At 76.6% G+C, this 11,835-nt stretch carries 11 protein-coding genes and 2 pseudogenes; 11 read left to right on the top strand and 2 right to left on the bottom strand.

Annotated elements, in window-relative coordinates; all coding sequences use genetic code 11:
- Nucleotides 1-11 precede the first annotated feature (11 nt).
- On the bottom strand, nucleotides 12-956 hold the full coding sequence (gene dapD, locus REH70_RS15185; RefSeq protein ID WP_310748541.1) for a 2,3,4,5-tetrahydropyridine-2,6-dicarboxylate N-succinyltransferase: 945 nt from the start codon (nucleotides 954-956) through the stop codon (nucleotides 12-14).
- Nucleotides 957-1,024: 68 nt separating this feature from the next.
- Here dapD and dapE point away from each other — a divergent pair.
- The 6 genes and pseudogenes from dapE to REH70_RS15155 all read left to right on the top strand — a co-directional run bounded on the left by dapE (nucleotide 1,025) and on the right by REH70_RS15155 (nucleotide 7,089).
- Nucleotides 1,025-2,118, top strand: a pseudogene (dapE, locus tag REH70_RS15180) (succinyl-diaminopimelate desuccinylase).
- A 10-nt stretch (nucleotides 2,119-2,128) separates the two neighbouring features.
- Entirely contained in the window at nucleotides 2,129-2,977 is an 849-nt protein-coding gene (locus REH70_RS15175) for a TIGR00730 family Rossman fold protein (RefSeq protein ID WP_310748539.1), read from the top strand.
- Nucleotides 2,978-2,979: 2 nt separating this feature from the next.
- Nucleotides 2,980-3,909: a dihydropteroate synthase gene (folP, locus tag REH70_RS15170; RefSeq protein ID WP_310754342.1), complete on the top strand. Its 930-nt coding sequence runs from the start codon at nucleotides 2,980-2,982 to the stop codon at nucleotides 3,907-3,909.
- Nucleotides 3,906-5,492 carry a DUF3117 domain-containing protein gene (locus REH70_RS15165; protein ID WP_310748537.1) on the top strand — a complete coding sequence of 529 codons (1,587 nt, stop codon included), beginning with the start codon at nucleotides 3,906-3,908 and terminating at the stop codon, nucleotides 5,490-5,492. Before folP ends, REH70_RS15165 begins: the two co-directional genes overlap by 4 nt.
- Before the next feature lie 6 nt (nucleotides 5,493-5,498).
- Nucleotides 5,499-6,146, top strand: coding sequence for a hypothetical protein (locus tag REH70_RS15160; protein ID WP_310748535.1), 648 nt, complete (start codon nucleotides 5,499-5,501; stop codon nucleotides 6,144-6,146).
- Nucleotides 6,139-7,089 carry a M17 family metallopeptidase gene (locus REH70_RS15155; RefSeq protein ID WP_310748533.1) on the top strand — a complete coding sequence of 317 codons (951 nt, stop codon included), beginning with the start codon at nucleotides 6,139-6,141 and terminating at the stop codon, nucleotides 7,087-7,089. Before REH70_RS15160 ends, REH70_RS15155 begins: the two co-directional genes overlap by 8 nt.
- A 65-nt stretch (nucleotides 7,090-7,154) precedes the next feature.
- On the opposite strand, the gene REH70_RS15150 is transcribed toward REH70_RS15155, so the two are convergent.
- A complete protein-coding gene (locus REH70_RS15150) occupies nucleotides 7,155-7,787 on the bottom strand; it encodes an O-methyltransferase (RefSeq protein WP_310754340.1) in 633 nt (210 codons plus the stop codon).
- Nucleotides 7,788-8,092: 305 nt separating this feature from the next.
- Here REH70_RS15150 and sigE point away from each other — a divergent pair, with 305 nt between their 5' ends.
- The 5 genes and pseudogenes from sigE to REH70_RS15130 all read left to right on the top strand — a co-directional run bounded on the left by sigE (nucleotide 8,093) and on the right by REH70_RS15130 (nucleotide 11,816).
- The gene (sigE, locus tag REH70_RS15145; RefSeq protein ID WP_396134761.1) at nucleotides 8,093-8,782 is read left to right on the top strand and encodes an RNA polymerase sigma factor SigE; all 690 of its coding nucleotides are present in this window, start codon (nucleotides 8,093-8,095) and stop codon (nucleotides 8,780-8,782) included.
- Nucleotides 8,779-9,777, top strand: coding sequence for a zf-HC2 domain-containing protein (locus REH70_RS15140; RefSeq protein ID WP_310748529.1), 999 nt, complete (start codon nucleotides 8,779-8,781; stop codon nucleotides 9,775-9,777). Before sigE ends, REH70_RS15140 begins: the two co-directional genes overlap by 4 nt.
- 340 nt (nucleotides 9,778-10,117) lie before the next feature.
- Nucleotides 10,118-10,753: pseudogene (locus REH70_RS20790) on the top strand (trypsin-like peptidase domain-containing protein); the annotation flags it as partial.
- 104 nt (nucleotides 10,754-10,857) lie between these two features.
- On the top strand, nucleotides 10,858-11,364 hold the full coding sequence (locus REH70_RS15135) for a PDZ domain-containing protein (RefSeq protein WP_310754338.1): 507 nt from the start codon (nucleotides 10,858-10,860) through the stop codon (nucleotides 11,362-11,364).
- A 23-nt stretch (nucleotides 11,365-11,387) separates the two neighbouring features.
- The gene (locus tag REH70_RS15130; protein ID WP_310748527.1) at nucleotides 11,388-11,816 is read left to right on the top strand and encodes a twin-arginine translocase TatA/TatE family subunit; all 429 of its coding nucleotides are present in this window, start codon (nucleotides 11,388-11,390) and stop codon (nucleotides 11,814-11,816) included.
- Nucleotides 11,817-11,835 lie beyond the last annotated feature (19 nt).

Genomic DNA, 11,835 nt, shown 5'->3' with positions numbered 1-11,835 from the left:
CGGCGCGGCGCTCAGTTGGCGTGCAGTGCGGCGTTGAGCTCGACGCCCGCGCCGGTGCGCACCACGGCCTCGACGCCGCCGGTGAGGGAGTTGCGACGGAACAGCAGCCCGTCGCGGCCCGCGAGCTCGCGCGCCTTGACCACGCGTCCGGCGTCGGGCCCGGCGACCACCGTCACCTTGGTCCCCGCCGTCAGGTACAGGCCGGCCTCGACGACGCAGTCGTCGCCGAGCGGGATGCCCAGGCCCGCGTTCGCGCCGAGCAGCGACCGTCGGCCCACCGAGACGACCTCCCGGCCCCCGCCGGACAGCGTGCCCATGATGGAGGCGCCGCCGCCGACGTCGCTGCCGTCCCCGACCACGACGCCCGCGGAGATCCGGCCCTCGACCATCGAGGCGCCCAGGGTGCCCGCGTTGTAGTTGACGAAGCCCTCGTGCATCACGGTGGTGCCGGCGGCGAGGTGCGCCCCCAGGCGCACCCGGTCGGCGTCGGCGATCCGGACGCCGGTGGGCAGCACGTAGTCGACCATCCGCGGGAACTTGTCGACGCCGTGCACGGTCACCGGCGTGCCGGTCGCCGCGCGCATCCGCAGCCGGGTGGCCTCGAAGCCGTCGACCGCGCACGGGCCGCGGTCGGTCCAGACCACGTTCGCGAGCACGCCGAACACGCCGTCGAGGTTCGCGCCGTGCGGCGCGACGAGCCGGTGGGACAGCAGGTGCAGGCGCAGGTAGGCGTCCGCGGCGTCCGCGGGCGGCGCGTCGAGGTCGACGACGGTGCGCACCACCGCGGTGCGGACCCCGCGCACCGCGTCGGTGCCCTCGAGCGCGGCGAGATCCGCGGGGACGGCGGCGTCGGCCGGCGCGTCTCCCAGCGCGGGCGCGGGGTACCAGACGTCGAGCGTCGACCCGTCAGCGGCAGTCGTGGCCAGACCGTGCCCCCAGGCGCTGCGCATGCTCATGCGCACCAGGGTAGAGGGCCGCACCCGGTGCCCCCGCGCCCCCGCAGGCGCGTGGGTAGGGTCGCCCGGTGACCACCGCCCCGGCCCTCGACCTCACCGCCGACCCGCTGACCCTGACCCGCGCGCTGTGCGACATCCCGTCCGTCAGCGGTGACGAGGCCGCGATCGCCGACGCCATCGAGGCCGCCCTGCGCGGGCTGCCGCACCTGGAGGTGCTGCGCGACGGCGACGCGGTCGTCGCCCGGACGCACACCGGCCGCGCGTCGCGGGTCGTGGTCGCCGGGCACATCGACACCGTGCCGCTCGCGGGCAACCTGCCGACGCGGCTCGAGGGCACGGGCGACGACGCCGTGCTGTGGGGCCGCGGGACGGTCGACATGAAGGGTGGCGTCGCGGTCGCGCTGGCGCTCGCCGCGTCGCTCACCGCACCGACCCGCGACGTCACCTGGGTGTTCTACGACCACGAGGAGGTCGAGGCGTCCCTCAACGGCCTGGGCCGGATCGCGCGCACCCACCCCGAGTGGCTCGCGTGCGACTTCGCGGTGCTCGGCGAGCCCACCGCCGCGGGGCTCGAGGGCGGGTGCAACGGGACCCTGCGCGCCGAGGTGCGCGTCCCGGGGGTCGCCGCCCACTCCGCGCGCTCCTGGATGGGGTCAACGCGATCCACGGCGCGGGCGAGGTGCTCCGGCGGCTCGAGGAGTACGTCGCGGCCGAGATCGAGGTGGACGGCCTCGTGTACCGCGAGGGGCTCAACGCGGTCGGCATCCGTGGCGGGGTCGCGGGGAACGTCGTGCCGGACGAGTGCGTGGTCACGGTGAACTTCCGGTTCGCGCCGTCCCGGTCCCTCGCCCAGGCCGAGGGGCACGTGCGCGAGGTGTTCGCCGGGTACGACGTGCGGGTCACCGACGCGTCCGGCGGCGCGCGCCCCGGACTGGACGCCCCCGCCGCCGCGGACTTCGCCGCGGCGACCCTCGCGGTGACCGGAGGAGCACCGGCACCGAAGCTCGGCTGGACCGACGTCGCCCGCTTCGCCGAGCTGGGCATCCCCGCGGTGAACTTCGGCCCCGGCGACCCGGTGCTGGCCCACAAGGACGACGAGCGCTGCCCGGTGCCCCAGCTCCGCCTGTGCCACGACGCGCTGCGGGCGTGGTTGACCTCCTAGAGTCGACGCCATGACGAGCGACGACGGCGTGCCCGCCCCCGGGCGCGGCTACCGCAAGGGCCCGGTGCTGCTGCGCCGCGGCCAGGTGCCGACCACGACGACGGACCAGCGGCTGCTGGCTGGCCCCGACCACGACACCGACTGGCTGCACGGTGACCCCTGGCGGGTCATGCGCATCCAGAGCGAGTTCGTCGAGGGCTTCGGCGCGCTCGCGGAGGTCGGCCCGGCGGTCAGCGTGTTCGGCTCCGCCCGCACCCGGCCCGACCACCCCGACTACGCGCTGGCGGTCGAGGTGGGCCGCGGGCTGGTGGAGGCCGGGTACGCCGTCATCACCGGTGGTGGCCCCGGGATCATGGAGGCCGCCAACAAGGGCGCGAGCGAGGCCGGCGGGCTGTCCGTGGGCCTGGGGATCGAGCTCCCGTTCGAGCAGGGCATGAACTCCTACGTCGACCTCGGGGTCAACTTCCGCTACTTCTTCGCCCGCAAGACGATGTTCGTCAAGTACGCCGAGGGGTTCGTCGTGCTGCCGGGCGGGTTCGGCACGTTCGACGAGCTGTTCGAGGCCCTGACCCTCGTGCAGACCCACAAGGTCACCGGGTTCCCCCTGGTGCTCGTGGGGACCGACTACTGGAGCGGGCTGCTGGACTGGCTGAGGACCGCGGTCCTGGGTCGCGGCATGATCGGCGAGATCGACCTCGACCTCGTCACCCTGGTCGACGACCCGCGCGAGGCCGTCGCCCACGTCGTCGAGCGCAGCGCCGAGCTGCGGGCCGCGCAGGAGGAGGCCGCCCGCGAGGAGGCGCAGGCCCAGGCGACGTCCAGGGCGGCCGGCACCGGGACCACCGACCCGGACGCGTGAGCGTGGGCGGCGTGCCCGCGCCGGGGGCCGCGCTGCGGCTGCGGGGGCGCACCTTCCCGCCCGGCCGGCCCGTCGTCATGGCCGTGGTCAACCGCACCGCGGACTCGTTCTACCCCGGCGCCCGGCACGACGACGACGCCGCGGCGCTGGACGCCGTGGCGCGCGCCGCCGAGGAGGGTGCGGACATCGTCGACATCGGCGGCGTCCGGGCCGGCCGCGGCGATCCGGTCGACGCCGCGGAGGAGATCCGGCGCGTCGTCCCGCTCGTCGGTGAGGTGCGCAGCCGCCACCCGGAGCTGCTGGTCAGCGTCGACACGTGGCGCTCGGACGTGGCCCGCGAGGCCGCCCGGGCCGGTGCCGACCTGCTCAACGACACGTGGTCGGGTCACGACCCGCGGCTCGTGGAGGTCGCGGCCGCGGAGGGCGTCGGGGTGGTGTGCTCGCACACCGGCGGCGCCGTCCCGCGCACGGACCCGTTCCGCGTCACGTACCGCGCCGGGGGCGACGGGCGCCCCGCCCCCGCGGACCCGCGCGACGCGGTGGTCGCGGACGTCGTCGCGACGCTGCGGGCGGCGGCCGCGCGCGCGGTGAGCCTCGGCGTGGACCCGGCGGCCGTCCTCGTCGACCCCACCCACGACTTCGGCAAGAACACGTGGCACTCCCTGCACCTGGTCCGGCGCACCGAGGCGCTCGTCGGGCTGGGTCACCCCGTGCTGCTCGCGCTGTCCCGCAAGGACTTCGTCGGGGAGACCCTCGACCTGCCGGTCGACGAGCGGCTCGAGGGCACCCTCGCGGCCACGGCGGTCGCCGCGTGGCTCGGGGCGCGGGTGTTCCGTGCGCACGACGTCCGAGCGACCCGGCGGACGCTCGACATGGTGGCCGCCGTCCGCGGTGACGCCCCACCCGTCCGGGCCGTCCGCGGGCTGGCGTGAGCCCTGCGGAGGGCGCCGGCGGGAGCACCGCGGCGCCGACCGAGGCCTCACCGGCCGGCATGCGCCGGCGGCTCGACCCACGCCGGTGGCCGTGGTGGGCGCAGACGCTCGCGGTCTACGCGCTCGCGCGGGCGTGGAGCGCGCTCGTGCTCGTCGCGGTCGCCCAGCACCAGGTGGCGACCCTGTGGGGACCGGCGTCGCCGCCCTACGCCGCCTACACGGGCCTGGTGTGGGACGCGACCTGGTACCGCGAGATCGCCGTGGACGGGTACCCGACCGTGCTGCCCACCGGCCCGGACGGTGCCGTGCAGCAGAACCCGTGGGCGTTCTTCCCGCTCTTCCCGCTGCTCGTGCGGGGGGTCATGACCGTCACCGGGGCGCCGTGGGAGGTCGCCGGCCCCACTCTCGCGCTCGTCGTCGGGGCGGTCGCGATGCTCCTCGTCCACACCGCGGTGCGGCGCGGTGCACCGCGTGCGGTCGCGGCCCGCCCGGGGCTGCCGCTCGCGACGGTGGCCGTGGTGGCGGGGTCCCCGGCGGGCCCGGTGCTCCAGGCCGCGTACACCGAGTCCCTCGCGCTCGCGCTGGTCGCCGGGACGCTGGTCCTCGTCCTGGCGCGCCGCTACGCGTGGGCGGCGGGCACGGTGCTCGCGCTCGGGCTGACCCGCGCGGTCGCGCTGCCCATGGTCGTCGTCGTCCTCGTGCACGCCGCGTGCCGCCTGCGCGCCGCGCGCCGCGGTGAGGACCGCTTCGGCGGTGCGGACGTGCGCGGCCTGGTCGGGCTGCTCGCGGCCGCCGGGGCCTCCGGCGTGGCCTGGCCGACGATCTGCGGTGCGGTCACCGGGGTCCCGGACGCCTACCTGCTCACCCAGGCGGCCTGGCGTGCCCGGCCCGACGTCGTCCCGGTGCTGCCGTGGCTCGACGTCGCCCGCTGGCTGTGGGGGGACGTCGGGGGACCGGTGGCGCTCGCCGCGCTGCTCGCGGTCGCCGTGGCGGTGCTGCTCAGCCCGCCCGCACGCCGTCTCGGACCCGAGCTGTGGGCGTGGACGGCCGGGTACGGGGCCTACCTCGTCGGTGTCGTCGAGCCCGGCACGAGCCTCGTGCGCTTCGGCCTGCTCGCCTTCCCGCTCGGCGCGGTGGTGGCCGGCGCGGTCCGTCGGCGCGGTCCCGCGAGCCGCGCGTGGCTCGCTCTCGTGCTGGCGCTCGGGGCGGCGCTGCAGGTCGCGTGGACGTGGGAGCTGTGGCGGTTGACTCCCCGTCCGGGTGGCCGCCGTGACCCGCGCCACGGACCGTCATGGGAAGGGTCCGTGCAACCACTAGACTGGACACCGGACATTCCGACCAGCCCAGCCCCGCGAGCAGTCGAACGACACGCGCGCCGGGACGCTGGGCCAGGCACGAAACGAAGGAGAGCCCCCATGGCTGCCATGAAGCCGCGCACCGGTGACGGTCCGCTCGAGGTCACCAAGGAGGGCCGCGGCATCGTCATGCGGGTTCCGCTCGAGGGCGGGGGTCGGCTCGTGGTCGAGCTCAACGCCACCGAGGCGCGCGAGCTCGGCGAGGCACTCACCTCCGTCGTCAGCTGACTTCACGTGGCCGCCCGTGCTCCCAAGACGCCGGGTGCCGTCCCGGCGTCGCTGCGCACCCTGCCCCCCGTCGTCGTCGAGCGGGGGGCGCTGACGTCGACCGTGCTCGAGGGCGTCGCGGCGCTCGCGGTCCCGGTCGCGCCCCCGGTCGAGGGCGAGACCGAGCTCCAGCCGCGTTCGGGGACCGCTGACGCGGCGGCTCTGTACGGGGTCGACCTCGCGGAGGTCGCCGAGCGGGCCGGCGCCACCGGCGCGGCCGGTGACGCCTGGACGCTGCACCTGCCGCGCCGGCTCCTCGCCACCGCGTCGGCGTTCCCGTGGGAGTCGCTGCCCGACCGCCTCGTGCTCGTCGGGGTCGGCAGCGGCTCACCGACCGACCTGCGGCGTGCCGGTGCGGCGCTCGCGCGCGCCACCCGGGGGCTGGGCCGGGTCGTCACGACACTCGGCTCCGAAGGGGGCCGCACGGGCCGGAGGGGCGCGGGCGCTGGTCGAGGGCTACCTGCTCGGCTCCTACCGCATCCCGACCGCTGCAACCGGCACGCCCGGGCCGGGGCCGGCCGAGGCGCTGGTCCTGCTCGGCCGGCACACCGACCGGGCGACCGCGGCGGTCGCGTCCGCGCAGGTCGCGGCGCGCGCCACCTGGCGGGTGCGTGACCTGGCGAACACCCCGTCGAGCACGAAGGACCCGGCGTGGATGGCGGAGCGCGCCGGTGAGCTGGCCGCCGAGGCGGGCCTGGTCACCCAGGTGTTCGACCCGGAGGCGCTCGCCGCGGAGGGGTTCGGCGGCATCCTCGCCGTGGGAGCCGGCTCCTCGCGCGGACCGCGGCTGGTCACCGTGTCCTACACCCCCGCGGACGGGCGCACCGGACGGCACGTCGTCGTCGTCGGCAAGGGCATCACGTTCGACACCGGCGGCTTGTCCATCAAGCCGCGCGAGCCGATGGTCGCGATGAAGACCGACATGGCCGGTGCCGCGGTCGCGCTGGCCACCGTGCTGGCCGCCGCCGAGGCCGGGGTGGGGCACCGCGTCACCGCGGTGCTGCCGCTCGCGGAGAACCACGTCGGCGCGGCGTCCTACCGTCCCGGGGACGTCCTGACCCTGCGCGGCGGGCGGACGGTCGAGGTCGCCAACACCGACGCCGAGGGCCGGCTCGTGCTCGCCGACGCCCTCGCCTACGCCGACGACGTCCTGGACCCGGACGTCCTCATCGACGTCGCGACCCTCACCGGGGCGGCGACCCTCGGGCTCGGTCAGGGGCACGCGGCGCTCTACTCCGCGGACGCCGCGCTGCTCGCCGCCCTCGAGGCCGCCGGCGCGACGACGGGGGAGCGGGTCTGGCACATGCCGCTCGTCGAGGACTACCGGCCCGCGGTGCGCTCGCAGGTGGCCGAGCTGCGGCACGTCCCGGCGCAGTCCCCGGGCGGCGGCTCGATCACCGCGGCCCTGTTCCTGCGCGAGTTCGTGGGCGAGCGGCGGTGGGCCCACCTGGACATCGCCGGTCCGGCGCGGTCGTCGAAGGACCGCCACGAGATCACCGAGGGCGCGACCGGCTTCGGTGCGCGCCTGCTCCTGGAGTACCTCGAGACCCTGCGCTGACGCGTGCAGCACGACGCGTGACGCACGACGCCCGCGTGACCGACCGGTCACGCGGGCGTCGTGCCTCAGCGACGGACGGCCAGCAGCAGGCCGTCACCGGTCGGCAGCATCGCGGGCAGCACGCGCTCGTCCTCGCGCAGGCTCCGGCCCACCTCGCGGATGACCGTCGTCGTCTCGTCCCGGCGCGCGGGGTCGGCGACGCGGTCGTGCCACAGCGCGTTGTCGATCGCGAGGACCCCGCCCGGGCGCAGCAGCCGCAGCGCCTGCTCGACGTACCCGGGGTAGCCCTCCTTGTCCGCGTCGACGAAGACCATGTCGTAGGCGCCGTCGGTCAGGCGGGGCAGCACGTCGGCCGCACGCCCGGAGATCGCGCGCGTGCGCGTCGGGCGCAGGCCCGCCTCCGCGAACGCCTGCTTGGCGGCCCGCTGGTGCTCCACCTCGACGTCGATCGTGGTCAGCACGCCGTCCACGGGCATCCCCCGCAGCAGGTACAGGGAGCCGACGCCGGCGCCGGTCCCGACCTCGACGACGGCGCGCGCACCGAGGGTCGCCGTCAGCACGGAGAGCACCGCTCCGCTGCCGGGGTGCACCGGGGTGCACCCGAGCTGACCGGCCCGCTCGCGGGCCCGGAGCAGGACGTCGTCCTCCGCCACGAACTCCTCGGCGTACACCCAGCTCTGCGTCTTGTCGGTGGAGATGGCGGCCTCCCGGGCAGCTCGTGGTGGTGGGTGGGCCCGTCCGGGCACCGGTGTGCGGGCGGGTGCCGTGCGCCTGCGGGGGCACGGCAGTCCCGCGCCGATGCTACTGCGCCGTGCGCGCGCGGGGCGCTCGCCTCTCGCCCGTGCACCCCTGCGGTGGTGTCGACCGCCCGCGCGGGGATGCCGTCCAGCGGTGGTGCGGGAACGCCGGGGCCACCGGAGGTGTTGTCACGGTCGAGGGACCGGTGACCGCCTGGGACACTGGGAAGCCGCGCGAGGGGCTCGCCGGCACGGAGGGAGCACGCATGGTCATCGGCTCGCGCGACAGCGCGCCGTCCGCGGCGCCGTCGGCCGTCACGACGGACGGCCCGCAGTCGCCCGCCGAGCCCTGGATCCCGCCGTCGTGGGAGGACATCGTCCGGGACCACTCGGCCCGCGTGTACCGGCTCGCGTTCCGCCTCACGGGGAACAAGCACGACGCGGAGGACCTCACCCAGGAGGTCTTCGTCCGGGTGTTCCGGTCGCTGTCGAGCTACACGCCCGGCACGTTCGAGGGCTGGCTGCACCGCATCACGACCAACCTGTTCCTCGACGGCGTGCGCCGCAGGCAGCGGATCCGGATCGACGCGATCGGCGACGACTCCGAGCGACACGTCGCGACCGGGGAGCTGCACACCCCCGAGCGCGGCTTCGAGCACGCCAACCTCGACCTGGACGTCCAGCGCGCGCTCGGCGACCTGTCGCCGGAGTACCGCGCGGCCGTCGTCCTGTGCGATATCGAGGGGCTGTCCTACGAGGAGATCGCGGTCACGCTCGGGATCAAGCTCGGCACCGTCCGGTCCCGCATCCACCGCGCGCGCTCCCAGCTGCGCCGCTCGCTGGCCCACCGGGCACCGCACGCGCTGCTCGCGGCCGCGTCGGCCGCCGGTGCGGACGGACCGGACGCCCCCGGGCAGCCGGCCGACGACGCGCGGCTGGGGCTGGTGCGACCGTGAGCCACCTGGGCACCTGGGTCAGCGCGCTCGTCGACGGCCAGCTGTCGCCGGCGGAGACCGAGCGTGCCCTCGCGCACGTCGCGGCCTGCCCCGCCTGCGCCGACGAGGTCGCCGCCGCCCGGCAGGCGCGCCGCGTGCTGTCCGTGACCCGTGACGTCGCACCCGATCCCGCGCTCACCGCGCGGCTGCTGGCGCTGGCTGCCGACGCCCAGCCGCCGACCACACCGCGCTCCCGCGAGCGCCACCGCCCCGTCGTCCCCCTCGGGGAGTCGGCGTACTCGCTGCCCGCCCGGGCCCTGAGCGGTGACCTCGGGCGTCGTCGCTCGCCGCGCCGCACCCTCGTCGGCGCCCTCGCCGGGGTGGGCGTCTTCGTCGGGGTGCTGTTCGTCGCCGGGGACCGGCCGGCCGTGGTGCCCGCCACCCACCCCGCTGCCGCGCTCACCGCGCTGGGTCGCGCGCCGCAGGAGGCGCCCGTGCACCGCGGGGTCGCCGAGCGCCAGCTCATGGCGACCATCGCGACGACGTCCGGGGTGTCGTCCGGCACCGCCGCGGCCGACGCGGGACGCTCGACCGACGAGACCGTCCTGGCATGGATGCGCGCCCAGGGGTGGTCGTGCCCGGACACCCTGCCCCCCGGCTACGACGTCACCGCGGTCCGCCTCGGCGGGGACGCCGCCGCCCCCGTGCTCGAGGTCGACCTCGCCGGGCCGTACGGCCGCGCGGTCCTCACCGAGCAGCACGGGCGCCTCGACGTCGCCTCGCTGGGACCGGTCGAGGAGGTCACAATCGACGGACGGACGCTGTACGTGCTGTCGCGGCACCCGTGGCACGCGGTCTGGCAGTCCGACGACACGGTGGTGACGATCGTGTCCGAGGCGCCGCCCGAGGAGGCGGTGGCCGTGGTGCAGCACTTCCCCGTCCAGGGATACGACGACGGACTCCCGGCGCGCCTCACGCGCGGCTGGGACACGGTGACAGGAGCCATCGCGCCATGACCGACGAGCCGCAGGACCCCGGCGCACGGCCGCGACCGAACCCGTTCGCCCCGCCGTCCGGCCGTGACGACGCCACCCCCACGCAGCCCGTCCCGGTGCCGCCGCGCGGCTGGGGTGCGCCGCCCGAGGGTGTCGGTGGCCCCGCCGGCGACGACGCGCCGGCCCCCGCGTTCGACGCGCCCGACGGCCAGAGGACGGACGGCCCGGATGCGCACCGGTCCGGCACGCCCGCCCCGAACGCGTACGGGGCGACCTCGGCGACGAGCGGGTACACGCCACCCGGGTCCACGGGCGCCGCCCCCGGCAGGACCCGGGCGCGGGCTGGCCGGGCGGCCGCCCGATGCCCGACCCGTACAGCCCGGAGACGGCGCCGTGGCCCGGTGCACCCGGGTGGGCGACCGCGCCGACCGGACCGCCTGGGATGTCGGGGATGTCGGGGATGGGCGACGACGGCGGCGCCTCCACCGCACGGCGCGAGCCGCGCCGGCGACGCACGCTCGGAGTCGTCTGGCTGATCCCGATCCTCGTGCTGTCCCTCGTCGCCGGCGCGCTCGGTGGGCTGCTCGCGGGTCGCGCCGACGACGGCGGGCGGCTCGCGGACGCCGGCCTGCCGGTCGAGGTGGGGCCGCAGGACCAGTCCCGTCCCGCGTCGAGCATCGCCGGCATCGCCGGCGCGGTGCTCCCGAGCGTGGTGTCCATCGAGGTCACGTCGCCGCAGGGCCGGGCCACCGGCTCCGGTTTCGTGCTGCGCCAGGACGGCTACCTGCTGACCAACAACCACGTCATCGCCGGCGGGGCGCAGGACGGCGCCCAGATCCAGGTGCTGTTCTCCGACGGCAGCGAGGAGCCCGCGACGATCGTCGGGCGCACGAGCGACTACGACCTCGCGGTGCTCAAGGTGGAGCGCGAGGGCCTCGAGCCGCTGCTGCTCGCCGACTCCGACGACGTCGTCGTGGGTGACCCGGTGGTCGCGATCGGCGCCCCGCTGGGGCTCGAGGGGACGGTCACGACCGGGATCGTCAGCGCCCTCAACCGGCCGGTCGTCGCCGGTGCGGGGGTGGGGCCGGTGACGCGGCCTTCATCAACGCCATCCAGACCGACGCGGCGATCAACCCCGGCAACTCGGGCGGACCGCTGGTCAACGGTGCCGGGCAGGTCGTCGGCATCAACTCCGCGATCGCCCAGCCGCCGGGCGGGCAGGGCGCGTCGGGCAGCATCGGGCTGGGCTTCGCCATCCCGTCCAACCAGGCGCGGCGCACCGCCGAGGAGCTCATCGAGAGCGGGGTCGCGACCTATCCGATCATCGGCGTGCTGCTGGACCAGACGTACACCGGCGAAGGCGTGCAGGTGGCCACCCAGCAGCAGGGCGACCAGGCCCCGGTCAGCGAGGGCGGCCCGGCCGAGCTCGCCGGCATCCGTCCGGGCGACGTCATCGTCGGGATCGACGGTCGACCGGTGACCGAGCCGGACGAGCTCATCGTCTCCATCCGCGCGCGGGCGCCCGGTGACGCCGTCACCCTGCGGGTGCGCACCGGCTCCGACGAGCGTGACGTCCGGGTGGTCCTCGACCAGGCGGCGAGCGACTGACGCCGCTCGCCTAGGCTGGGACCGTGTTCGGCATCAACGGCGGAGAGCTCCTCCTGCTGCTCGTCGTCGCCGTCGTGGTCGTCGGACCCGAGCGGCTGCCCCGCTATGCCGAGCAGCTGGGCACGTGGGTGCGGACCGCCCGCCGGTTCGCGCTGACCGCCAAGGACCGGGTCGCCGAGGAGCTGGGCGACGACGTCGCCGACGTCGACTGGGCCGCGCTCGACCCGCGCCGCTACGACCCCCGCCGGATCGTGCGGGAGGCGCTGCTCGACGACGCCCCGTCCGCCGGAGGTCCGCGGCGTGCCGCGGACCCGCGGTCGGCCGCGGCTCCGGGAGCCGCGAGCCGCTCCGCCGCGGCGGTCGCGGGCGCGCGTGCCGTGGCGGGTGCCGGGGGTCCGAGTGCCGCCGGCGGCGTCGTGCCCGACGCGCCGTTCGACGACGAGGCGACCTGACCCGGCCGGTCGCCCGACC

This window comes from Cellulomonas sp. ATA003, from assembly GCF_031582905.1.
In the GTDB taxonomy this organism is placed as follows: domain Bacteria; phylum Actinomycetota; class Actinomycetes; order Actinomycetales; family Cellulomonadaceae; genus Pengzhenrongella.
This window is presented reverse-complemented; position numbering and strand designations above follow the sequence as displayed.